Raw genomic sequence first — 23,523 nt, 5'->3', positions numbered from 1 at the left:
CTGCGGCACCATCGGGGGATGGCCGGACGGTGGCGGGTGGCAGCAGTGACCGTCGTCGCGCTCGTCGTGGCCGGGTGCACCACCGGTGAGCCGGCGCCCACGGCGACCCCGATCCCGACGGACGTGCTCGCCGGGATCAGCGTCGAGATCCGGCAGGGTCGCAGCACGTGGGCGCAGCGGGTGGTGCAGGTGCGCGTGACCAACGCCGGTCCGGGAGACGTCTCGGTCACGGGCGTGCGGCTGACGACGCCCGACGTGGAGGGGGTCGCGGCGACGGACAAGGGCAGGATCCTGCGGGCCGGGGTGGACCGGGACTTCTCGGTGGCGCTGGGTGACCCGGTCTGCGACGACGACGCGGCGGGGGCGGCCCGCGCGGAGGTCGACCTGACGGACGACGCGGGTGCGCGGTCGACGATCGTCGCCGAGCCGACCGATCCGCAGGGGCACCTGGCGAGGATCCACGGCGAGGACTGCGCGGGGGTCGCGGTCGCGCAGGGGGCGACGCTCGCGCTGGCGGACGCGATCACCACGAGCGACGTCGACGGGACCCTGGTCGCGAACGTCCGGCTCGAGGTCGAACCGGTGGCCGGCGGCCCGCGGGTCGAGGTCACGCAGGTGGACCGGACGGTGCTGTTCGCGCCACCCGGTGGAGCCGTGACCTGGCCCGTCACCGTCGACACCGCCGGCGGCGCCGGCGCGGTGATCCTTCCGACGATCGCGGGCAGGTGCGACCTGCACGCCGTCGCGGACGACAAGCGCGGGACGTTCTTCGGGGTGCACACGCGGGTGGACGGGGTGGAGCAGCCGGTGTTCTACCTGCCCTCCAGCGAGGCGTTGCGGACCGCGCTCTTCGCGTTCATCCGGACCGCGTGCGGGGTGCCGGCGGACGGGTGACGCGTCCCGCCCTGACGGCGTCGTCGCGGAAAGACCAGACGGCGAGCGCTTTCCCCAGTTTGCCCGAAACCCTTGCGCGAGCCCGGAGAGCGCCTGTACGAATGATCCTGCTTGCTCCGGTGAATCGTTCCAAGACGCGGAGCCGGTGCGCTCTCAACGACGAGACAAAGGGTGATGCCATGCGTTCGACGCGCGTGCACGACGAGGGACGACCGGCTCCGCACAAGGGCCGCAGCGCCCGCGTGCTCCTGGCCGCAGCGACGGCGACCGCCCTGGTCGCCGCGGGAGGTCTGCCCGCCGCGGCAGCGGACGCGCCGACCAGCTGGAAGTTCGACCTGGGTACCGCGACGAGCCCGGTGGCCGACGGCTACCAGCAGGTGACGGACGCGACCCGCTACAGCGCGGCGACCGGGTTCGGCATCGTGCCGGCGGACGGCGTCACGCCGATCTCCCGCGACCGGGGTGCCGAGGACCCGGCCGACCGCGACTTCGTGCTCGCCACCGCGTGGACGTTCGTCCTCGACGTGCCCAACGGCACGTACGACGTGACGGTCAGCTCGGGCGACCTGCTCGCGGGGAGCAGCACCACCAAGACCACCGTGACCCTGGAGGGTGCCGGCGGCGGCTCGCTGAGCACCAAGGTGGCGACCGTCTCCGGCACCTGGCCCGCCACGGTCGCCGACGGGCAGCTCACGATCGGCATCACCGGCAGCGGCGCGGGCGGCTACGTGAGCTCGATCGTCGTCGCGCAGACCGGCACGACCCCCGAGGAGCCGGAGCCCGGCACCTCGACGATCGCCGCGCCGACCTCCGTGCGCATGGCCCACGTGACGCCGGACGCGGTCACGCTGCGCTGGAACGAGGTGGCGGGCGCCACCGGGTACGCGGTGTCGCGGTCCGACGCGGTCGACGGCACCTACACGGAGATCGCGCGGACCAACGCGCGCGACGTGGTCACCACCGACGCGGTCGACACCTCGACCCTGCACTTCTACCGCGTGCAGGCGATCGACGCGGCCGGCCTGTCCGTGCCGTCGGCAGCTGCGGTGAGCAGCCTGCCGACCGCCCCGACGGTCCCGGCCGTCCTCGACTTCGACCTGGGCAGCGGGGCGCTGGTCCCTGATGCCATCCGCCTCGACGCGACCAGCGCGTACAGCGCGACCACGCGGTACGGCTTCGTCGACACCCGTGCCGTCACCGCGACGGACCGCGGCACCGCCGACTCGCTGCGCTCCGACTTCGTGAGCGTGGGCGACACGGAGCTCGTCGTCGACCTGCCCAACGGCGACTACACGGTCAGCCTGGTCGCGGGCGACGCCACCGAGGCCACTGACGTCGCGATCACCGCCGAGCAGATGGCGAAGGTCGCCGCGACGTCGAAGCCGGCGGGCCAGTTCCTGGAGATGTCGTTCGACATCGCTGTCGTCGACGGCCAGCTCAACCTCGACTTCGCCGGGTCGGCGCCGAAGCTCAACCAGCTCCGGATCGCGGCGCAGAGCCCGCGGGCGCCCGGCAGAGAGCCGACGGTCTGGATCACGGGCGACTCGACGGTCCAGACCTACACGGCCGACTATGCGCCGCAGGCCGGCTGGGGCCAGATGCTCGGCCGGTTCCTGTCCGACGACGTCACGGTGGACAACCGCGCGATCGGCGGTCGCTCGTCGAAGAACTTCATCAGCCAGGGCCGCCTCGACGAGGTCCTGCGCCTGGTGAAGCCGGGCGACTACCTGTTCGTGCAGTTCGGCCACAACGACGCCACCTACGGCGTCGACGACCGGTTCGCCGCCCCGGACGACTACGCGGAGTACCTGCGGACGTTCGTCGACGGCGCGGTGCAACGCGGAGCGCAGCCCGTGATCGTGACCCCCGTGTCCCGTCGGAGCTTCGACGCGGCGACCGGGAAGTTCAACGTCTCGTTCCCGGAGTACGTCGCCGCGGCGACCGCCCTGGCGACCGAGACCGGCACGCCGCTGGTGGACCTGTCGGCATCCAGCCGCGCGTACCTCGACGAGATCGGGCCGGAGGCGTCGACGAGCGTCTTCCTGCACGTCCCGGCGGGGGTGTACCCGAACCGGCCGACCGGCACGGTCGACGACACCCACTTCCAGGAGTACGGCGCGATCCAGCTCGGGCGACTCGTCGCCACGGACATCACGAACCTGGACATCCCGTTGGCCGACGAGGTCGTCGACGTCGAGCCACCCGCTCAGGTGCCGGCCGCACCGACCGGGGTCGTCGCCGGAAGCGTCTCGAACGCCGGGGTCCAGCTCACCTGGACCGCGAGCGAGGGTGCGGACATCTACCAGGTGTTCCGCAAGGCCGCCGCGGACGGGGACGACGCCTACGCGCTCGTCGCCACGTCGACCCTCCCGCAGGCGGCGATCGGCGGCCTGGTCGAGGGTGCGTCGTACGACCTGCGGGTGGTCGCGGTGAACGGCCGCGGACCGTCGGCACCGTCCGCGGCCGTGCGCGTCACGACGAAGGCCGCGCTGTACAAGTTCGACGTGCAGCTGGCGGGCAGCCCGCTCATGCCGGGATACACGGAGGCGAGCCAGCTCTCCCGCTACACCCCGGAGATCGGCTGGGGCTGGCTGGACCCGACGGGCCTGGGCGGCCGCGACCGTGGCATCAACTTCACGCCGCCGCCGAACAACCTGCAGCGCGACTTCCTGCTGCCGGGCACCGCGCACGTGTTCGCCGTCGACGTGCCGGACGGCAGCTACGCCGTCAAGACGTACAACGGCGACTGGATCGGCACCAGCCGCTCCAACGTGCAGCTCGAGGGCAAGGACTTCGGCGCCTCGAACGCGGGCGCGGGGTCGGTGTCGGAGAAGGTCAGCCAGCCGGTGCTCGTCACCGACGGGCAGCTCAACCTGGTGATGACGGGGACCTCCAGCCGGCTGAACGGCATCGAGATCACGCCGCTGCTGCTGGCGCCGAGCGCCCTGGTGCTGGACGACCTGAGCATCGACGGCTCGTCGGTGAACGTCTCGCTCAGCTGGACGGGGACCGCCGACTCGGCCGGGTACCGCGTATACCGGAAGGCCGCCGGGGCCGCCGCAGCGGAGGCGCTCGGCGACGTCACGACCACGACGTTCGTCGACACGACCCCCGACGTCGGCCTGGCGTACGAGTACCACGTCGTGGCCCTCGACCCGAGCGGTCTGGAGTCGGTGCCGACCGACACGCTCGACGTGACCACCGTCGACCCCGACGTCCCGACGGCCGCCGTGCCGACCGGGCTGACGCTGGGTGCGGTGAACAAGAACGACGTCACGTTCACGTGGGACGCGGCCGACGGTGCGCTGTTCTACCAGGTGCTCCGGCAGGCAAAGGACGGCACGTTAGTCGTGGTCGGCCGCGCGAACGGTCCCACCTACACGGACACCACGGTGCTCACGACCATCGAGTACACGTACCGCGTGGCCTCGGTGAACGCGGGCGGCGTCTCGGCGCAGTCGGACGCGTTGACCACGCCGGCCGTCACCACCCTGGCCCGGCAGGCCGAGCGGCTGGACCGGTCGCCCGTCGCCGTCGCCACGGACGGCGGCGTCTATCTCGGCTGGCGTCAGCTCGGCCTGGACCCCGACTCGATCGCGTTCCACGTGTACCGGGACGGTCGCAGGATCACGACCATGCCCGTCACGACGAGCACCAACCTGCTCGACGCCGGCGGCGGCGTCGATGACGTCTACCGGGTCAGCTCCGTGGTCGACGGCATCGAGCGGTGGGCCACCGGCGAGTTCCGCGTCTGGGACAGCCAGCACCTCGACGTGCCGCTGGACAAGCCCGCCGACGCGTACACGAAGGACGGCCAGCCGTACACGTACAACGCCAACGACGCCTCGGTCGGGGACGTCGACGGCGACGGGCAGTACGAGATCGTCGTGAAGTGGGACCCGTCCAACTCCAAGGACAACTCGCAGGGCGGGTACACGGGCAACGTGTACGTCGACGCCTACGAGCTGGACGGCACGCGCCTGTGGCGCATCGACCTGGGCAGGAACATCCGGGCGGGCGCGCACTACACGCAGTTCCAGGTGTTCGACCTGGATGGTGACGGGAAGGCCGAGGTCAGCATGAAGACCGCGGACGGCACCGTCGACGGCCTCGGCACGGTCATCGGCGACGCGCGGGCGGACTACCGCAACAGTGGTGGCTACGTGCTGACCGGGCCGGAGTTCCTCACGGTGTTCTCCGGTGCGACGGGGGCGGCGATCGACACGATCGACTACACCCCGCCGCGCGGAGACGTGGGCGCGTGGGGCGACGCGTACGGCAACCGGGTCGACCGGTTCCTCGCCGGTGTGGCCTACCTCGACGGTGAGCACCCGAGCCTGCTCATGAGCCGCGGGTACTACACGCGGACCGTGGTGTCGGCGTACGACTTCGACGGCTCGCAGCTGGTGAAGCGGTGGACGTTCGACTCCGACGTCGCCGGTGAGCAGTACCGCGGGCAGGGCAACCACAACCTGTCCGTGGCCGACGTCGACGGGGACCAGAAGGACGAGATCGTCTTCGGCTCCATGACGATCGACGACGACGGGACCGTGCTCTACAGCACCGGGCTCGGGCACGGGGACGCGCTGCACGTCAGCGACCTCGACCCGGACCGTCCCGGGCTCGAGGTGTTCGCCGTCCACGAGGAGGCGCCACACAGCAAGGGCATCGGTGCCACATTCCGCGACGCCGCGACCGGCGAGGTGCTCTGGTCGATGCCGGCCACCGCCGACACCGGTCGCGGAGCCTCCGGCGACATCGACGCCGCACATCCCGGCGCAGAGTCGTGGGCCGTGGTGAGCAACGGTGTCTGGAACTCGCGGGACGGGGAGCTGCGGGCAGCCGACGGCTCGCTGCTCGGCACCACCATCCCCGCGGCGAACTTCCTCACCTGGTGGGACGGGGACCTCCTGCGGGAGATCACCGACCACGACTGGGACTCGACGGCGCTCACGGGCGTCCCGACGATCGCGAAGTGGAACCCGTCGACCGAGACTGCCGACGAGATCTACCGGGCGACCGGCACCCTCTCCGACAACGGCACCAAGGGCACCCCCGCCCTGCAGGCCGACCTGTTCGGCGACTGGCGCGAGGAGATCGTGACCCGCCTGGCCGACTCGTCGGCCCTCCGGATCGCCACCACCGTGGACCGCACCGACCACCGGCTGCGCACCCTGCAGTCCGACCCGGTGTACCGCCTGGGCGTCGCGTGGCAGAACACCGGCTACAACCAGCCGCCGCACACGGGCTACTTCCTGGGTGACGGGATGGCGACGCCGGCCAAGCCGAGCATCGTCTACACGGGCGCCGCCTCGGGCCCGGACGAGCGGGTGCCGGGACCGGCGACTGCCAAGCCGGCCAAGGGCGTGCTCTCCAGCGACAACTGGGACAACGACAGCAGCTACACGGTCGCCGTGAACCTGTGGTGGGGCCAGAACGCCCAGACCGTGACGCTGCTGGAGAACGGGGTCGAGATCGCGACGCGTGACCTGGTCGACGCGACTCCGGCCGCCCAGTCGGCGGCGTTCCAGATCGCCGGCAAGCGCAACGGCACCTACGTGTACACCGCGGTGCTGACCAACCAGCACGGGTCGACGACGACGGCCCCGCTGACGGTCAAGGTCACCGCGGCCAACCCGGGCACCCCGGTCCTCAGCCACGACAACTGGGACGGTGACGGCACCTACACGCTGACCACCAACCTGTGGTGGGGGACCAACGCCACCGAGTACCGGCTCTACGAGGACGGCGTGCTCATCGACACCCAGTCGCTGACCGCGAACGGCTCCACCGCCCAGAAGGCGGTCACCACGGTCAGCGGCCGGGCGGTCGGGACGCACGTCTACCGCGCCGAGCTGTCCAACCCGCTGGGCTCCACCAGCAGCCCGGAGCTCAAGGTCAAGGTCACGCGCTGACCGGAGCAACACGACGGCCGCCCCGGGTGACTCCTCTCACCCGGGGCGGCCGTCGTTCTGCTCCGACCGCAGCGTCCGCACTCCGTCGGACTCCAGCCCGCCTCTGCGCGGACGTCCCGCGTGCACGCACAGCAACGTCCGCGCTCCTGCGGGGTCGAGGCCGATGGAGTGCGGACGCTGCGGGGGTGGGGTCAGGGGAGGCGGACGTGCTGGGGGCCGAGCTCCTTGACCGTGGAGACGCCCAGGAGGGCCATGGTGCGGCGGATCTCGCGCTCGAGGATCTGGACCGTGCGGTCGACGCCGCGTTCGCCGCCGGCCATGAGGCCGTACAGGTACGCGCGGCCGACCAGTGTCGCGTCGGCACCGAGCGCGAGGGCGGCGACGATGTCGGCGCCGGACATGATCCCCGTGTCGACCCAGACCTGGGTGCGGTCCCCGACGGCCTCGGCGACGTCGGGCAGCAGGCGCAGCGGCACGGGGGCGCGGTCCAGCTGGCGGCCGCCGTGGTTGGACAGCACGACGGCGTCGGCGCCGGCGTCGGTGACCCGGCGGGCGTCCTCGACGGTCTGGATGCCCTTGATGATCAGCGGGCCGTCCCAGGACGCGCGGATCCACTCCAGGTCCGCGATGGTCATGGTCGGGTCGAACAGCTTGTCCAGCAGGTCCGCGACGGTCCCGGACCAGGAGGACAGGGACGCGAACGTGAGCGGCTCGGTGGTCAGCAGGTTCAGCCACCACGCGGGGTGGGTGGCCGCGTCGACGACGGTCTTGACGGTCAGTGCGGGCGGGATCGAGAAGCCGTTGCGGGCGTCGCGCAGCCGGGCGCCGGCGACGGGGACGTCGACGGTGAGCATGAGCGCCTCGTACCCGGCGGCCTTGGCCCGGGCCATGAGGTCCTCGCCGGCGGAGCGGTCCTTCCACACGTACAGCTGGAACCACTTGCGCGCCTCGGGCCCCGCTGCCGCGACGTCCTCGATGGACGTGGTGCCCATCGTGGACAGCGCGTACGGGATGCCGCGGCGCTGAGCCACCCGGACCACCGCACGCTCGCCCTCGTGGTTCATCATCCGCGTGAACCCGGTGGGGGCGAACGCGAACGGGAGCGCGGAAGCGGTGCCGATCATGTCCGTCGTCGGGTCGACGTGGGAGACGTCGTGCAGGATCGACGGCTGGAACTCCAGCTCCCGGAACAGGTGCCGTGCGCGGCGCAGGCTGATCTCGGCCTCGGCGGCGCCGTCGGTGTAGTCGAACACCGAGCGGGGGGTGCGCTTGCGGGCGACCGTGCGCAGGTCGGCGATGGTCAGCGCGTCCGCGAGACGTCGCTCGGTGCCGTTCAGGACCAGCGGCTTGGGTCGCAGCAGCGGCTTGAGCTCGGACCACGAGGGGATCTGACGGTCGGTCACCGGGGACTCCAGGGTGTGTGGCGCATCGTCGGGCAGCACAGGATTGAAACGATACATTACCGGCAGCCATCGACTCGTCGCGAGGCGGCGACCTCGTCCGAGTGTGGCACCGTCGGCCCGAGGGCAACGCGTTTGTAACGATTCAGCGAGATTCGTTGACAGTCGCTCGAACGCTCGCCTAACGTCCGGAATGCGCTTTCACACCTTCGAGCAAGGAGGCTCAACGACGATGAAGCGAATCATCTGGAAGACCGCCGCCGTGGCAGCCGTCGCCGCCCTCGCCCTGACCGCCTGCTCCTCCGGCGACTCCGGCGACAGCGAGCCGACGGCCAGCTCCACCGGACCCGACACGTCCCCCGTCACCCTGAACTTCACGTGGTGGGGCAACGACGACCGGGCCGCCCGGTACAACGAGGCGCTCGCGCTCTTCAAGGAGAAGTACCCGTACATCACGGTCCAGACCAGCTTCGCGGCGTTCCCGGACTACTGGACGGCACGCTCCACCGAGGCCGCCGGCCGCGCCCTCCCGGACGTCATGCAGTTCGACCTGTCGTACCTGCGTGAGTTCAACCAGAACGGCCAGCTGCTCGACCTGCAGGAGTGGGTGGACAACGGCACGATCGACCTCTCCGGCTTCGACGAGACGCTCACCCAGGCGGGCGTCCTCGAGGACAAGATGATCGGCATCCCGACGTCGACCAACACGTTCGCGATGTTCCAGAACCCCAACGTGATCGAGCAGACCGGGGCGACGTTCCCCGACGAGGCCGAGTACACGTGGGAGGACTACAACGAGTTCATCGCCGAGGTCTCCGAGGCCGGCGAGAAGACGGCCGACGGCTACGGACTGTACGGCGGCACCGACTACACGGGCACGTTCTGGTTCTTCATCCAGTGGCTCCTGCAGAAGGGCATCACCCCGTTCGAGGAGGACGGCACGTTCGGCTTCGACGAGGCCGAGATCGTCGAGTTCCTCGACCTGACGGCCGACCTGCGGGCGGACAAGCTGGTCTTCCCCGTCGACCGCAACGTGTCCCTCGCACCGAAGGGCGGCTTCACGGTCAACGAGACGGCGTCCGAGATGAGCTGGGACAACTTCCTGGCCGGCTACGTCGCCGACTCGGGCACGGACAACCTCGCCATGGCGCAGATCCCGTCGATCGAGCCCGGCGAGAAGGCGCTCTTCTTCAAGCCGTCCATGCTGCTGTCCTCGGGGGCCAACACCAAGTACCCCGAGCAGGCCGCGACGCTGATCAACTTCCTGCTCACCGACCCCGAGGTCGGGACGATCTTCGGCACCTCGAAGGGTGTCCCCGCCGACGACGAGCAGCGTGCCGCCGTCGACACGACCGAGGGCAGCGTCGACGCCCAGGTGATCGCGTACGAGGAGAAGATCGCCGAGCAGGTGACGGAGTCCACCCCGATCCCCGTCAAGGGCTTCGGCACGATCGAGTCGAAGTGGCGGACCCTGGCCGAGGAGCTCGGGTACGGCACCATCACGCCGGAGGACTTCGCCGAGCAGTGGTTCGCTGAGGCTGAGCTCTCCACCCAGTGACCGGTGGTGGGCCGCCCGCCCGCACGGCGGGCGGCCCACCCCCCACGCGGCCATCGCGCCGCCAGTACATCGCAACCGACGAACGGATCACGCTCGTGACCCTCACTGCCGAGGCTCCGACAACGGGCCCCTCGACGGCCGCGCACACCGCGGCCCGCAAGCACCGCAAGCGGACCGAGTCCCTGGCCGGCTACGCCTTCCTGAGCCCCTGGCTGCTCGGGTTCGTCCTGCTCACCGCGGGCCCGATGATCGCCTCGCTGTACCTGGCGTTCACGAACTACAACCTCTTCGCACCGCCCGAGTGGATCGGCCTGGAGAACTTCACACGTCTGTTCTCCGACCCGAACTACCAGCAGGCGTGGAAGGTCACTCTCACCTACGTCGTGCTGGGGACCCCGATCAAGCTGCTCGCCGCGCTGGCGGTGGCGATGCTCCTGAACAACGCGTTCAGCGGCAAGGGGTTCTACCGCTCCTCGTTCTACGCACCCTCGCTGATCGGGGCCTCGGTCTCCATCGCGATCGTGTGGAAGGCGATGTTCATCGACAACGGCATCGTCGACCAGGTGGGCCAGTTCCTCGGCTTCCCCGCCGGCGGCTGGGTCGGTGACCCGGAGCGCACGATGCCGATGCTGATCCTGCTGACCGTCTGGCAGTTCGGTGCGCCGATGGTCATCTTCCTGGCCGGGCTCAAGCAGATCCCGCAGGAGCTGTACGAGGCCGCGTCGGTCGACGGCGCCGGAGCCTCGCGCAAGTTCCTGAGGATCACGCTGCCGATGCTCTCGCCGGTGATCTTCTTCAACCTGCTGCTCGAGATGATCCACGCGTTCCAGATCTTCGCGTCCGCGTTCATCATCTCCAACGGCACCGGCGGACCGGCGAGGTCCACCCTCTTCTACACGCTGTACCTCTACTTCCGCGGCTTCCAGGACTTCCAGATGGGCTACGCCTCGGCGATGGCCTGGATCCTCGTGATCGTCGTCGGCGCTCTCGCGGCCGTCTTCTTCTGGAGCTCGAAGCGCTGGGTCCACTACTCCGGGGAGGGCAAGTGATGAGCACCATCACCTCGACTTCCGACCACCTCGTCAGCTCGCAGGACAGCGCCCGGCTGCGTCAGTCCACCAAGAACCGCAAGCGCGGCCGGGCCCTGATCTTCCACCTGTGCTCGCTCGCCTTGATCGTGATCGTGCTCTACCCCGCGGTGTGGATGCTGATGTCCTCGTTCAAGCCGTCGAGCGAGATCGTCGGCAACGTGAGCCTCATCCCCACCGACTTCACCGTGGCCAACTTCCAGAAGGCCATCGAGGGCATCGGGGGCGTCTCGTTCTGGACGTTCTTCATGAACTCGACGATCCTCGCCGTCGGCTCCGTCATCGGGATCACCCTGTCCTGCTCGATCAGCGCCTACGCCTTCGCGCGGATCGACTTTCCCGGGCGCAACGTCTTCTTCGCCCTGATGATCGGCACGCTCCTGCTGCCGTTCCACGTGGTGATCATCCCGCAGTACATCGTGTTCAACCGGCTCGGCCTGGTGGACACGTTCGTCCCGCTGCTGATCGGCAAGTTCCTCGCGGCCGAGGCGTTCTTCGTCTTCCTCATGGTCCAGTTCATGCGCAACCTGCCGCGTGAGCTCGACGAGGCCGCACGCATCGACGGCGCCGGGCACGTGCGGATCTTCCGCTCGATCATGCTGCCCCTGATGAAGCCCGCCCTGGTCACCAGCGCGATCTTCGCGTTCATCTGGTCCTGGAACGACTTCTTCGGGCCGCTGCTCTACCTGAAGAAGCCCGACCTGTACTCGCTGCCCATCGCGCTGCGGCTCTTCGTCGACCAGACCACGACGTCGGACTACGGCGCCCAGATGGCCATGGCCGTCCTCGCGCTCGTCCCGGTCATGCTGTTCTTCCTCGTGTTCCAGCGGTACCTCGTCGAGGGCGTGGCGACGCAGGGGCTCAAGGGCTGATGGCGGTAGCCGGAGGCGTCGTGGACCCAGAGGAGCGTGTGAGAGTGGGAGCCATGAGCACCCCGCTTCCCGACGACGACTCCCGCCGCCCCGCGGACCCGTCCCCGGAGGACACCACGACGCGTCCCGCCGACGACGCCGCGCCCGGTCCCGACCAGAAGCCGCTGCTCGGCGGCGGGCGGTTCGGGCTGTTCAGCGAGGCGCTCCTGGTCGGCCTCGGCGTCTCGGTGCTGAGCCTGCCGATCATCACGGCCGTCCCCGCGCTCGCCGCCGGGGTGTCCCACGTGCGCCGTCACCTCGACGGTCGACCCGACACCGTCGCGGCGCTCTGGGAGGACTTCACGGCCGCCTGCCGGGGCGTCTGGCTGGTGTCCATCGGCATGCCGGTCCTGCTGCTGGTCCTCCTGTTCAACCTGCAGCTCATCGGCGTCGGCGGGATGCCCGGCGGCACCGGGGTCCGCGTCGCGACCGTGTTCCTGGTCGCCGTCCTGCTCGTCATCACGCTGAGGGCGGCCGCCGGCTGGTCACCCGGAGCCAGGTGGGGGGCGATCGTGCAGACCGCCGCCAAGCGCACCGGCGACGACCTCACCGGAACGGTCCTGCTCGTCGTCGCGCTCGGTCTGTGCGCGGTCATGGTGTGGATGCTCGCGCCGCTCGCCGTCATCGTCCCGGGCCTGCTGTCCCTGGCCGTCGTGGCGGTCGAGCACCGCGCGTCGGTCCGCCAGGGCTGACGCTGACGGGTCGGGGGCGCGAACGCAGCCGCGTCATTCTCGGCCACCGCACGTCTGACCGGAATCGCCCGGGTAAGCAATCTTCGAACCTTTCCTCAGTTCCTGCCGATTCCTCGCTAGCCTCGTCTTGGCGGCGAGCAAAGGAGCTGACGTGGTCGAGGAGAATTGGCACGAAGCGCGACTGATTCCGACGTCGGGAATCAACGGAGCCGATGAGCAGGAGCGCCGAGCGACGTCGGCACTCCTCGCTGTCATGACTGCGGTGCGTGAGTTCGGCAGATCCCTGACCAAACCGTTCGGGGCTCCGGCCGGTGCGGTTGAGACGTTCATCGAGGTCCCCTTTCTGCTCGGAGAATCTCGCTTCTACCCCGACGGCCTCATCCGCGTTCGGCGTGGCCAGAAGGCTTGGACGGCACTGGTCGAGGTCAAGACCGGCGCCAACGAACTTGCGGTGCCGCAGCTCGAGTCGTACCTCGACATTGCGCGCGAGCAGGGGTTCGACGCGGTCATCACGATCTCGAACGAGATACCGGCCGTAGCCGGGCAGCACCCGACGAAGGTGGATAAGCGGAAGCTTCGGAAGGTCGCGCTGCACCACTTGTCCTGGACGCAGGTCCTAGCAGAGGCCGTGATGCAGAAGGAGTTCCGCGGTGTCGCGGATCCAGACCAAGCGTGGATTCTCGGAGAGCTCATTCGATATCTCGAGCATCCCCGCTCGGGTGCGCTCGAGTTCGACGATATGGGCGAGAGCTGGGTCAGTGTCAGAGAGTCGGTCCGAGCCGGCACGCTGCGGGCTACTGACAAAGGCGTGGGTGAAGTCGCTGCGCGATTCGACGCACTGCTGCGGTTTGCATGCTTGAGCCTGGGCCGCCAGCTCGGCGCAGAGGTGGTCCCGGTCCTCTCGCGGAAGGAGCTGGCGGAGCCACAACTACGCACGCAGTCTCTTGTCGGGAGCCTCGTGACCACCGGCCAGCTTGTCGGAGCAATCCGCATTCCCGGCACGGCCGGCGATCTCGTCATCACATCCGACCTCCGCGCGAGCAGCGTGACGTGTCACGTCGACATCGACTCACCACGGGAGGGCCGGCCCACGACCAGGGTTAACTGGCTCGCGCGGCAGCTCAAGTCTGCTCCAGACACCGTTCGCGTCGAGGCTTTCGCCATGCACGCGCGGGGTCCAGGCGCCGCCGAACTGCTCCGTGTGGTGCGGGAGAATCCAGCCAGCCTCATCGCGGACCCGGCCCGCGACATCAAATCGTTCCGGGTTGCGATGTCCGTAGCCATGGGGCCGAAGCGCGGGCGCGGACGTGGGGCGTTCATCGACTCCGTACTTGCGGGGGTCGATGTCTTCTACCTCGAGGTGATGCAGCAGCTCAAGGCGTGGTCGGCCACACCGCCGAAGCTGCGTCCGGAACCGTCGCAAGAGGCGGTGGAACAGGACGTCCCGCCTGCACTTGTCTCCACCGCGCTCTCCTCGCAGGACGGCGCAGAAGTCGCGGTGCCGCCGCACGAGACCACCTCACCCTGAATCAGCGCAGGCCCCCGACAAACCGCTGGATCTCGGCCAGGGCCTCCTGGCCGGCGTCGGTGCCCAGCCGGAACTGGTAGTTGTGCCCCAGGGGCGGGACGTGGTCGGCGTCGAAGAGGAGTGCCTCGTGCGGGACGCCGAGCCGCTCGAGCGTGGCGATCAGCGACAGGGTGTGGCCGATTCCGGGGTCGGCGTTGCCGCATGAAACGAAGGTCGGCGGGAACTCGGCGGTCAGGTGCTCGACGACGGAGATGCCGGAGAAGCGGGGGTCGTCGAGGTAGTCGAGGGTGCCGGTGAACGACCGCATCACCGAGTCGACGAACAGGCGGTTCCGGCCGCGCAGGCCTCGGGCGAGCGACATGTCGAACGCCCCGCAGAAGAGCACCGTCCCGGCGATCTGGTCCGGTCGGATCCGTGGGTGGGCGCCGATGGACGCGGCGTACGCGGGACTGGTCACCATGCCGGCCACCTGGGAGGCGATCTGCGCGCCCGCCGAGTCGCCCGCCAGCACGAGCCGCTGCGCGTCGACGCCGAGCTCGTCGGCGTGCTCCGTGAGGTACGCGAGGGCGTCGAGCAGCTGCAGCGCAGCGGTCGGGTAGGTGGCCCGGGGGGAGATCGAGTAGCCGACGCCGACCACCGTGCAGCCGCCGCCCGCCACCACGCGCAGGTAGTTGGCGATGTGGTCCTTGCTGCCGGACAGCCACGCGCCACCGTGCACCCAGATGATCGTCGGGAGCCCGGCGCCGGGCGTCGTGGAGCGGTGCACGTCGAGGCGCGCGTCGGGGTCGCCCGAACGGTAGGGGAGGTCGAGGGTGGAGACCACGTGCCCGGGGACGAACGGCGCGGTCGCGGTCAGCCGCTCGGCACCGTTGCGGTCGAACCGGCGGCGGATCACCACGGACGCCGGCTTCGGGCTCAGGCTCGCGGCGATCCCGAAGCCCACCAGGCCGGCAGCCAGCAGGCCGAGCAGCCACCCGACCGCGAGCCCGAGGCGTCTCATCTGTCGATAGTCGCACCGCGTGGGCACTCTGCGGTGGGCGAACTCGGCGGTTCGCGCCGAGCTCGGCAGCTCGAACCACCGAGCTCGGCGCGAACCACCGAGCTCGGCGACGGCTGCCGGGCTCGCTGCAGCGTCAGGCGCGGGTCAGGGTGCCCGGTAGGGCGGTCCACGACTCCGGAGCCAAGGTCACCACGGTGCTGCCCGTCGCCGGCGCGGGGCCGTCGACCTCGGAGACGTGGCGCTCGGCGACGGCAGCCGCGTGCTCCGGGCCCTCGACCGCGGGCTCGTCGTCGGCGGTCACCTGCACGCCGCGACCCAGCGCGAGCGTGACGCCGGGGTGCGACAGCTCGACCTCGACGGGATCGGCGGACCGGTTGACCAGGAACAGCGCGACGTCGGACCCGTCGAGGGTCGCGGCGGCGGTGACCACGGGAACCTCGCCGTGCGCGGTGGTCGTCATCGACGGACCCGAGACGCGCAGGTCGAGGGCGATCCCGCGGGCGAGGCGCGCGGTGGTCGCGAAGGGGTGGAACGTCGGCTGGCGCCAGGCGGGGCCGCCGGGCTCGGTCATGATCGGCGCGATGACGTTGACCAGCTGGGCGAGGCACGCGACGGGCACGCGGTCGGCGTGGTTGAGCAGGGTCACCAGCAGGTCGCCGACGACGACGGCGTCGAGCGCGGAGTACACGTCCTCGATGATGCGCGGGGCGTCGCGCTGCAGCGGCAGGTTCTTCTCGCCGGGGAAGCGGGACTGCAGGTACCAGACGTTCCACTCGTCGAACGAGATCGTGACGACCTTGTCGGAGCGGCGGCGGGCGGCGACGGCGTCCGCGGACGCGACGACGCGGCGGATGAACCGGTCCATCGACGTGCCGGACCCAAGGAACGAGGCGCGGTCGCCGTCCAGCTCCTCGTAGTAGGCGTGCATCGACAGGTGGTCGACGACGTCCCAGGTGTGCTCGAGGACGGTCTGCTCCCAGGAGCCGAAGGTGTCCATCATCATCGACGACGACCCGCAGACGACGAGCTCGATCGACGGGTCCACCAGCCGCATGGCCTTGCCGGCCTCGGCGGCGAGCTTGCCGTACTCGTCGGCGTCCTTGTGCCCGATCTGCCACGGGCCGTCCATCTCGTTGCCGAGGCACCAGAGCCGCACGCCGTACGGCTCCGCGCGGCCGTTGGCGATCCGCAGGTCGGCCCAGCGCGACCCGGCCTCGCCGTTGCAGTACTCGACGAGTGCCGCCGCAGCAGCGACGCCGCGGGTGCCGAGGTTGACGGCCATCATCGGCTCGATGCCCTCGCGCTCGGCCCACTGCAGGAACTCGTCGGTACCCACGGTGTTGGGCTCGATGGTCCGCCACGCGAGGTCGATGAACGGCAGGCGGTCCTCGACGGGTCCGACGGCGTCCTCCCAGACGTAGTTGGAGACGAAGTTGCCGCCCGGGTACCGGACCATGCTGACGCCCAGCTCGCGGGTCAGGTCGGCGACGTCCTGGCGGAAGCCGTGCTCGTCGGCGGCCGTGTGCCCCGGCTCGTAGATGCCGGTGTAGACGGCGCGCCCGAGGTGCTCGACGAACGACGCGAACAGGCGGCGGTCGATCACGCCCACGCGGAAGTCGGGGTGCAGCAGGACGGTGGCTCGCGCGGACATCGGATCTCCTCTGTGCAACAACAGGTCCACCGCTTAGGCTACCTACCGACGGACAACGCTTTCCGCAGGTCCGTCGCAACGAGGCGACGACACACACCGAGGACACCCGTGAGCGACCAGAACCCCACCGCACCGCGTCCCGCATCGAGCAGCAGCACGTCGGCCGGCCCGGGTGTCGTCCCGGAGTTCGCCCCGGCGCCCGAGGGCCAGCACCGGCGGTACGCGGTCGCCGGTACCGGGCACCGCGCGGGCATGTACATCGACGCGATCGCCGGGGAGCACGCCGACGTCGCGACCCTCGTGGCGCTGCTGGACACCAACCCGGGCCGGATGGACCACTACGAGGGGGTCGTCTCGGAGGCTCTCGGCCGACCCGCCGGGCTGCCGCAGTACGCGCCCGACGGCCTCGAGAAGATGATCGCGGAGCAGTCCGTCGACGTCGTCGTCGTGACCACCCCCGACCACGCGCACGCCGAGCTGGTCGCGCGCGCGCTCGCCGCGGGGGCCGACGTCGTCGTCGAGAAGCCGCTGACCGTCGACCGGCCGGGCTGCCGGCGGATCACCGGCGCGGTCGCGGAGACCGGCCGGGACATCGTCATGACGTTCAACTACCGCTACGCCCCGCGCAACTCCTCCCTGCGTCAGGTCATCGCGTCCGGCGAGATCGGCGAGGTCACCTCCGTGCACTTCGAGTGGGCGCTGGACACCGTGCACGGCGCCGACTACTTCCGCCGCTGGCACCGGGAGAAGAAGAACTCCGGCGGCCTGCTGGTGCACAAGTCGAGCCACCACTTCGACCTGGTCAACTGGTGGATCGGCGACGTCCCGGCCCGCGTGTATGCCCGCGGCGGCCTGAAGTTCTACGGCGACCGCAACGCCGCCGACCGCGGGCTGGGCCCCCGCCCCGCCCGGGGCACCGGCGTCGTCGGCGACCCCTTCACGCTCGACCTCACGGCCGACCCGCGGCTGAAGTCGCTGTACCTCGACGCCGAGCAGCACGACGGCTACCTGCGCGACCAGGACGTGTTCGGCCCCGGCATCACCATCGAGGACAACATGGCGCTCCTCGTCGACTACCGGCGCGGCGCCACGCTGACCTACTCGCTGAACGCGCACAGCCCCTGGGAGGGCTACCGCGTCACCGTCAACGGCACGGCCGGCCGCGCGGAGCTCGAGGTCGTCGAGCGGGGGGCGATCGCACTGGACGAGGAGGGGAACGCGCTGCTCGACCCGTCGGCCACCCCGACCTCGCTCGGCGACGCGCTGCGGCCCGAGGGTGAGCGGCTGCTGGTGCAGAAGCACTGGGAGCGGGCCACCGCGTACCCGATCCCGGACGGCATCGGTGGGCACGGCGGCGGCGACGCGATCCTGCTCAAGGACGTGTTCCGACGCCACCTGCGGGTGTCCGAGGACGCCCTCGGCCGCCCGGCGGGGTACCTCGACGGGCTGCGAGCGGTCTCGGTCGGCATCGCGGCCAACCAGTCGCTGGTCACGGGCCTGCCGGTGACGATCGGCGACCTGGACCTCGGCGTCTCGCTCGAGGCGGACCGGTGACGCTCTCCGCCCTGCACGACGTCGGCCGGGCTCTCGACGTCGTCCTCGACGGCACCACCCTCGCGCAGTACGTCTACGTCCCCACCGACGTGCAGCTGGAGAGCCCGCGCCCCTACGTGCACCCCGTCCGCACGCGCCGCGGCGACCTGGTCACCGCCTTCCGCCCGCACGACCACGTCTGGCACAAGGGCATCGCCTGGTCGCTGCCGGTGGTGGGCGAGCACAACTTCTGGGGCGGGCCCACGTACGTGCACGGGCAGGGGTACGTGCAGCTGGAGAACGACGGGTCGATGGACCACGTCGCGCTCACCGACCTTCGCGTGTCGCCGGGTCGAGTCGACCTCACGCACACCCTCGCCTGGCACACGCAGGCCCGCGAGCACGTGATCGACGAGCAGCGGACCCTCGGGTTCGTGGTGCCGGCAGGTCGCGACGACGCCTGGGTGCTGACGTTCGAGACGACGATGACCAACGTGTCCGCCGACGACCTCACCATCGGGTCGCCCACCACCCGCGGGCGGGAGAACGCCGGCTACGGCGGGCTGTTCTGGCGTGGGCCGCGGTCGTTCACCGGCGGGACCCTGCTCGCCCCCGACTTCTCCGGAGGGGAGGAGGCCCGGGGCACCCGCGGGCCGTGGATGGGGTTCGTCGGCCGGCACGACGGCACCGGCGGCTCCTCGACCGTCGTCATCGTCGACGGCACGGACACCCCGCAGTGGTTCGCCCGCACCGAGCAGTTCGGCTGCCTGAACCCGGCGCCGTTCTTCTCCACCGAGGTCCCGTTCGCCCCCGGCGACACCCTGCGGTTCCGGTACGCGGTCGTCATCGCCGACGGCGCCGGTGACCCGACGTCGGCCGCTGCCCTCGCCACCCTCGGTACGGAGGCGATCTCGGCATGAGGACGACCGGCCCGTCGACCCGCCCGTCGCGACAGGGGATGCTCGTCCGATGAGCGGACTTCCCGGTGGCGTCTCGGTCAGCCATCTGCGCGTGTACGACTGGCCCGCGTCCGACGGCGTCGGCCGGGCCGGGAGCGGGTCGCCGCACCTGCACGTCGTGTCCTCGGAGGCGTACGTCGTCCTCGCCGGCACCGGCTCCGTCCACACCCTCGGCCCGTCCGGGTTCGCGGCCCACCCGCTGCGCCCCGGGTCGATCGTGACGTTCGGGCCCGGGGTCGTGCACCGCGCCGTCAACGACGGTGACCTCGAGGTGCTGGTCCTCATGTCGAACGCCGGGCTGCCGGAAGCGGGTGACGCCGTCCTGACCTTCCCGGCGGCCGTCCTCGCCGACCCCGCCGCCTACCGCGAGGCGGCGACCCTCCCGGGCGTGGGCGCGTCCGACGACGAGATCGCCGCAGCCGCCCGCCGACGCCGCGACCTCGCGCTCGAGGGGTACGCCGAGCTCCGTGCCGCGGTCCACCGCCTCGGCCCGGCCGCCCTCGCGTCGCTCCACGAGGCCGCGACCCGGCTGGCCCGACCCTTCGCTCCGCGCTGGCAGGAGACGTGGACGCGCACCGTCTACCCGGAGAGCGAGAGCACAGCGGCCGCGCTCGAAGGGCTGTTCCGCGGCGTCGCCCCCCACCTGGCGCGCGGCACCGTCTCGGGCGTCGACGCCGACCCCGCGCCGCGACGCTACGGGATGTGCGGCCGGCTCCAGACCTGGCCGACGTCGACCTGACGTCAGCGGTTGTCGCTCTTCGCCTGGCGGCGGGCGCCCTGAGCCTGGGACGACGCGTCGCGCTTCGTGCCGCCCGTCGTCTGGCTGTGACTGCGGGCCTCGCCGGGGCCGACGCCCGCCGCGGCAGGGCTGTCGCTGCCCGGTCCGGTCGACCGGTTCGCGCGGGCAGCGGCGAGCCGCTCCTGCTTGAGGGCCTCGGCTGCCTCGGCGGCGAGGGCCTGCAGGAGCCCGCTGACGCGGGCGAGCGCGTCCTCGAAGACCTCCGCCTTCTGCGCGGCCTGCGTGTTCTTGGGTCGCGAGACACCACGACCGCCGTGCTCCTCGACCCCAGCACTGGCCTGACGGCGGTAGTTCTTCTGGGTCTTCTTCCGGGCGCGCCTGATGCGGGAGTGCAGCCTGATCAGCTGGTCCTCGTCGAGCTCGGCCATGCGGGCCGGTTCCGTCTCGCGGAGGAGGTCGCGTTCCTGTCCGTTGAGTGCATTGAGCAGATCGTCCATCAGAGGCCCCCGTCGAGTCGTCCACGCGCCGTTGCGTTCCTCGACCGTATCCGGCGAGCGCTCTCGTGTCCTGGGCGCGGCAACCGGCTCGCTCCGGCGTAGGACACGATAGGGACGTTGTCCGACGGCGGAGGGTGGAGTGACGGTGGACGAGCGCGTGAGCCGGGTGGGGCGGTTCCTGCACAGCAAGGGCCCGGCGGAGATGCTCTACGGAGCACTCGTCTCGAGCGTCGTCCTGGCCGCCACGAGTGCGGGGGCGCAGACCGGCGAGCTCGTGGCCCTGGCGACCGCCCTGGTCTCGGTGACCTACTGGCTCGCGCACGTCTACGCGGACGCCATCGGTGGGCGTTTCGAGGACACCGACCACAGCGCCCACCACCGGCTCCGGCACGCGCTGCGCAACAACACCGGGGTGCTCCTGGGCAGCCTCCCGGTGCTGGTCGTCTTCGTCATCGGTCGGCTGCTCGGCATGACCGTCGCGAACTCCGCGTTCCTCGCCCTCTGGTTCACGGTCGCGATGCTGGCGGGCGTCGCGGCGTTCGCGGCCCACCGCGCGGGGGTCCGTGGCGCTCCGCTCGTGGGCGAGACGGCTCTGGCGGCCGGCTTCGGGCTGCTCGTCATCGCCCTCAAGCTGATCCTGAGCCACTGACCTACTTCGCCTGGTCGTAGCTGTCCACCACGGCCAAGTTCAGCGCGAAGTCCACGGGGGTGTCCCCGAACAGCAGCCGTCCGGCCTCGACGGCGGCCTCCCGCACCGCGACCGCAACCGCGTCGGCGACGTCCGCGGGCGCGTGCACCATGACCTCGTCGTGCAGGAAGAACACCAGGTGCGGCCGCCCGTCGACGAGCAGGAGCCGACGCCGCAGCGACGCCATCCAGCACAGCGCCCACTCCGCCGCGGTGCCCTGCACGACGAAGTTGCGCGTGAACCGCCCCCAGTCGCGACCGCGCCGCCGTGCCGCGCGGACGTCGTCGGCCCCCGCCCCTTCGGCGGAGGCCGCAGCAAGCTCGGCCTGCCAGGCGGCGTCGGGACGCGGGGACGTGCGACCGAGCCAGGTGGAGACGATGTCACCGCGCTCCCCGGCGCGGGCCCCCGCCTCGACCAGAGCGACCGCACGCGGGTACGCCTTGGTCAGCCGGGGCATGAGGACCGCGGACGGGCCGGTCGTCGCGCCGTAGATCGCGCCGAGCATCGCGTACTTGGCCTCGGACCGGGTCTCGACGATGCCCGCGTCGACCACCCCCTGGTACAGGTCGGCGTGCCGGCCGGCCGCCGCCATGGCGCCGTCGCCGGACATCGCGGCGAGCACCCGCGGCTCCAGCTGGGCGGCGTCCGCCACGACGAGCTTCCAGCCGGGATCGGCGCGCACGGCCGCGCGGATGCTCGCGGGCAGCTGGAGCGCGCCGCCGCCGCTGGTCGCCCAGCGCCCGGTCACCACGCCGCCGGGCACGTAGTCGGGTCGGAACCGGCCGTCGTGCACCCACGTGTCCATCCACGCCCAGCCGTTGGAGCTCAGGAGCCGGGCGAGCTTCTTGTACGCGAGCAAGGGCTCCTTGACCGGGTGGTCGAGCTGCTCGATCTCCCACTTCCCGGTCGACTCCACGTCGCAGCCCGCCGCGCGCAGACCGCGGAGCAGGTCCGGCTGTGAGTCGAGATTGAGCGACGGTTGCCCGAGGGCGTCTCGGACCTGGTCGGCCAGCGCCTCCAGCTTCGCCGGTCGTCCGCTTCGGGGGCGAGGACCGAGCATCTCCGTCAGCAGAGCGTCGTGCGACTCGACGCTCCACGGCATGCCGTCGTGCTGCATCTCGGCGGCGATCAGCGCGCCCGTGGACTCGGCGGCCAGCAGCAGCCGCAGGCGGCCCGGCTCGTCGGCCCCCGCGACCGCGTCGAGCTGCCGCAGCAGCTCCTCGCGTGAGTCGGCGGTCTCCACCGGTCCGGCGTCGTCGAACAGGCTGCCCTCGACGGGCGGCGGAACCCGCGGCCCGTCCCACGGCCCCGTCGGCGCAGCGGCCAGCGTCGACGACTGCGCGTAGACGCTCCGCCGCAGGATCGCGTGGCAGAGCCGGAGGTCATGGCACCGCTCGACACGAACCCCCGCGGCCAGCAGCGGCGGGTAGCGGCGCGACGTGTCGTCCCACACCCACCGCGGACGGCCCGCCTCGCGCTCGCGGACGACGTCGACGAGGTCCTCGGCGGCGACGGCGACCGAGCCGCCGACGGGCTCACCCTGGTCTGTCAGTGACTGCAGCTCCACGACGCCCGCGCGCGACGGGTCGTCGAGGAGCAGCAGCAAGGACACGGCTCATGGTCGCAGCCGGGTCCGACACCATCGGTCACGCGGCGTACGTCCGCACCGCGCGGCGGAAGAAGTCCGCGGCGAGCGCCCGGGCGGCCACGAGGTCGGTGCGCCGATCCTCGAACCACGGCCGGTCGCGCAGCTCGACGGCCACCAACGCCGCGAGCACGGGGGGCACAGCGCCGGCGCCCATCTCCCGCGTGACGGCCTTGCGCGCGACGAGCTCGTCGATCGCGTCGCGCTGCGCGGCGGTCAGGTCCGTCTGCGCCGCCAGGGCCCCGAGGGTCATCGGCGGGAACGCGGCACCCGGGTGCTGGTCGAGCCAGCGCACCGCGAGGGCCGGCCGCACCGAGTAGAAGAGCTTCTTCAGGGGCATCGTCCCGTCGTCGCCGCCGAACCGCGCCCACTGCTGGCGCCCGACGCTCACGTAGTGCCGTCCGACGAGCGAGCGGTCCCCGACCTGGTCGGCCAGGGCGAGGAACTCGTCGACGAACCCGGGCTCCGACCGGTAGACCATCGGCGAGCCGAGCCACTCCGTGATGGCCGCGTTGCCCTTGAGCAGCAGCTGGACCGCCTTCTTCAGGTCCCAGCCGTTGACGTCGAGCAACCCGTCGGGCGCCCACTCGACCACGTCACGACGGGCCCACGGGCTCAGGTAGTCCGCTGCGCTGCGCACGTAGACGAACCGGCAGTCGTAGTCGCTGTCGGGGGACGGGAAGCCCCACGCGCGGCTGCCGCTCTCGACCGCCGCGAGCACGCGGACGCCCTCGACGCGGACGACGTCGTCGAGCAGGGCGTCGATGGCGTCGACCGTGGTGGCGTCGAACGAGGTGGGCAGCGTGCGCATCGCGTGAGAGTAGG

General features: G+C 71.1%; 17 protein-coding genes. 11 read left to right on the top strand and 6 right to left on the bottom strand.

Annotation, left to right across the window (positions count from 1 at the left end):
- Positions 1–18 precede the first annotated feature (18 nt).
- Together ASD16_RS14465 and ASD16_RS22385 are read left to right on the top strand one after the other, a co-directional pair.
- Positions 19–894, top strand: coding sequence for a hypothetical protein (locus ASD16_RS14465; protein WP_157453955.1), 876 nt, complete (start codon positions 19–21; stop codon positions 892–894).
- Between the two features lie 179 nt (positions 895–1,073).
- Complete coding sequence (locus tag ASD16_RS22385) at positions 1,074–6,809, top strand: SGNH/GDSL hydrolase family protein (RefSeq protein ID WP_304438008.1); 5,736 nt, start codon at positions 1,074–1,076, stop codon at positions 6,807–6,809.
- A 191-nt stretch (positions 6,810–7,000) separates the two neighbouring features.
- On the opposite strand, the gene ASD16_RS14455 is transcribed toward ASD16_RS22385, so the two are convergent.
- Complete coding sequence (locus tag ASD16_RS14455; protein WP_055920513.1) at positions 7,001–8,212, bottom strand: alpha-hydroxy acid oxidase; 1,212 nt, start codon at positions 8,210–8,212, stop codon at positions 7,001–7,003.
- Between the two features lie 229 nt (positions 8,213–8,441).
- Here ASD16_RS14455 and ASD16_RS14450 point away from each other — a divergent pair, with 229 nt between their 5' ends.
- The 5 genes from ASD16_RS14450 to ASD16_RS14430 all read left to right on the top strand — a co-directional run bounded on the left by ASD16_RS14450 (position 8,442) and on the right by ASD16_RS14430 (position 13,986).
- Positions 8,442–9,767, top strand: coding sequence for an ABC transporter substrate-binding protein (locus ASD16_RS14450; protein ID WP_055918814.1), 1,326 nt, complete (start codon positions 8,442–8,444; stop codon positions 9,765–9,767).
- Between the two features lie 182 nt (positions 9,768–9,949).
- Positions 9,950–10,816 carry a carbohydrate ABC transporter permease gene (locus ASD16_RS14445; RefSeq protein WP_369817991.1) on the top strand — a complete coding sequence of 289 codons (867 nt, stop codon included), beginning with the start codon at positions 9,950–9,952 and terminating at the stop codon, positions 10,814–10,816.
- Complete coding sequence (locus tag ASD16_RS14440; protein ID WP_082570895.1) at positions 10,816–11,727, top strand: carbohydrate ABC transporter permease; 912 nt, start codon at positions 10,816–10,818, stop codon at positions 11,725–11,727. Before ASD16_RS14445 ends, ASD16_RS14440 begins: the two co-directional genes overlap by 1 nt.
- A 53-nt stretch (positions 11,728–11,780) precedes the next feature.
- Complete coding sequence (locus tag ASD16_RS14435) at positions 11,781–12,458, top strand: hypothetical protein (protein WP_082570894.1); 678 nt, start codon at positions 11,781–11,783, stop codon at positions 12,456–12,458.
- A gap of 151 nt (positions 12,459–12,609) precedes the next feature.
- Positions 12,610–13,986 (top strand): hypothetical protein, encoded by a 1,377-nt coding sequence (locus ASD16_RS14430; RefSeq protein ID WP_055918808.1) that lies wholly within the window; start codon positions 12,610–12,612, stop codon positions 13,984–13,986.
- Position 13,987: 1 nt separating this feature from the next.
- Here ASD16_RS14430 and ASD16_RS14425 read toward each other — a convergent pair whose 3' ends face one another.
- Both ASD16_RS14425 and ASD16_RS14420 read right to left on the bottom strand, forming a co-directional pair.
- Positions 13,988–14,986, bottom strand: a complete 999-nt coding sequence (locus tag ASD16_RS14425; RefSeq protein WP_055918805.1) for an alpha/beta hydrolase — start codon at positions 14,984–14,986, stop codon at positions 13,988–13,990.
- A gap of 133 nt (positions 14,987–15,119) precedes the next feature.
- The gene (locus tag ASD16_RS14420) at positions 15,120–16,637 is read right to left on the bottom strand and encodes an alpha-N-arabinofuranosidase (protein WP_055918804.1); all 1,518 of its coding nucleotides are present in this window, start codon (positions 16,635–16,637) and stop codon (positions 15,120–15,122) included.
- A 108-nt stretch (positions 16,638–16,745) separates the two neighbouring features.
- Between ASD16_RS14420 and ASD16_RS14415 the strand changes: the two genes are divergently transcribed.
- The 3 genes from ASD16_RS14415 to ASD16_RS14405 are packed head-to-tail and all read left to right on the top strand — an operon-like array spanning position 16,746 to position 19,868.
- Entirely contained in the window at positions 16,746–18,191 is a 1,446-nt protein-coding gene (locus ASD16_RS14415; RefSeq protein WP_055918801.1) for a Gfo/Idh/MocA family protein, read from the top strand.
- On the top strand, positions 18,188–19,090 hold the full coding sequence (locus ASD16_RS14410) for a PmoA family protein (RefSeq protein ID WP_055918797.1): 903 nt from the start codon (positions 18,188–18,190) through the stop codon (positions 19,088–19,090). The genes ASD16_RS14415 and ASD16_RS14410 overlap by 4 nt, the downstream gene beginning before the upstream one ends.
- Positions 19,091–19,139: 49 nt before the next feature.
- Positions 19,140–19,868: a cupin domain-containing protein gene (locus tag ASD16_RS14405; RefSeq protein ID WP_055918794.1), complete on the top strand. Its 729-nt coding sequence runs from the start codon at positions 19,140–19,142 to the stop codon at positions 19,866–19,868.
- Positions 19,869–19,870: 2 nt separating this feature from the next.
- Here ASD16_RS14405 and ASD16_RS14400 read toward each other — a convergent pair whose 3' ends face one another.
- The gene (locus ASD16_RS14400) at positions 19,871–20,365 is read right to left on the bottom strand and encodes a hypothetical protein (protein WP_055918790.1); all 495 of its coding nucleotides are present in this window, start codon (positions 20,363–20,365) and stop codon (positions 19,871–19,873) included.
- A 145-nt stretch (positions 20,366–20,510) separates the two neighbouring features.
- On the opposite strand from ASD16_RS14400, the gene ASD16_RS14395 reads away from it, so the two are divergent.
- Positions 20,511–21,014 carry a hypothetical protein gene (locus ASD16_RS14395; protein WP_157453954.1) on the top strand — a complete coding sequence of 168 codons (504 nt, stop codon included), beginning with the start codon at positions 20,511–20,513 and terminating at the stop codon, positions 21,012–21,014.
- A 1-nt stretch (position 21,015) separates the two neighbouring features.
- On the opposite strand, the gene ASD16_RS14390 is transcribed toward ASD16_RS14395, so the two are convergent.
- Positions 21,016–22,665 carry a bifunctional 3'-5' exonuclease/DNA polymerase gene (locus ASD16_RS14390; protein ID WP_055918784.1) on the bottom strand — a complete coding sequence of 550 codons (1,650 nt, stop codon included), beginning with the start codon at positions 22,663–22,665 and terminating at the stop codon, positions 21,016–21,018.
- Positions 22,666–22,699: 34 nt separating this feature from the next.
- On the bottom strand, positions 22,700–23,509 hold the full coding sequence (locus ASD16_RS14385; RefSeq protein ID WP_055918781.1) for a nucleotidyltransferase domain-containing protein: 810 nt from the start codon (positions 23,507–23,509) through the stop codon (positions 22,700–22,702).
- Positions 23,510–23,523: the final 14 nt, after the last annotated feature.

It is taken from the genome of Cellulomonas sp. Root485 (assembly GCF_001426705.1).
GTDB lineage: Bacteria > Actinomycetota > Actinomycetes > Actinomycetales > Cellulomonadaceae > Cellulomonas.
This window is presented reverse-complemented; position numbering and strand designations above follow the sequence as displayed.

Bases quoted from the DNA above. Each gene is read 5' to 3' on its own strand.
- ASD16_RS14465 (WP_157453955.1), top strand. From the start codon at position 19: ATGGCCGGACGGTGGCGGGTGGCAGCAGTGACCGTCGTCGCGCTCGTC.
- ASD16_RS22385 (WP_304438008.1), top strand. From the start codon at position 1,074: ATGCGTTCGACGCGCGTGCACGACGAGGGACGACCGGCTCCGCACAAG.
- ASD16_RS14450 (WP_055918814.1), top strand. From the start codon at position 8,442: ATGAAGCGAATCATCTGGAAGACCGCCGCCGTGGCAGCCGTCGCCGCC.
- ASD16_RS14440 (WP_082570895.1), top strand. From the start codon at position 10,816: ATGAGCACCATCACCTCGACTTCCGACCACCTCGTCAGCTCGCAGGAC.
- ASD16_RS14435 (WP_082570894.1), top strand. From the start codon at position 11,781: ATGAGCACCCCGCTTCCCGACGACGACTCCCGCCGCCCCGCGGACCCG.
- ASD16_RS14425 (WP_055918805.1), bottom strand. From the start codon at position 14,986: ATGAGACGCCTCGGGCTCGCGGTCGGGTGGCTGCTCGGCCTGCTGGCT.
- ASD16_RS14420 (WP_055918804.1), bottom strand. From the start codon at position 16,637: ATGTCCGCGCGAGCCACCGTCCTGCTGCACCCCGACTTCCGCGTGGGC.
- ASD16_RS14405 (WP_055918794.1), top strand. From the start codon at position 19,140: ATGAGCGGACTTCCCGGTGGCGTCTCGGTCAGCCATCTGCGCGTGTAC.
- ASD16_RS14400 (WP_055918790.1), bottom strand. From the start codon at position 20,365: ATGGACGATCTGCTCAATGCACTCAACGGACAGGAACGCGACCTCCTC.
- ASD16_RS14385 (WP_055918781.1), bottom strand. From the start codon at position 23,509: ATGCGCACGCTGCCCACCTCGTTCGACGCCACCACGGTCGACGCCATC.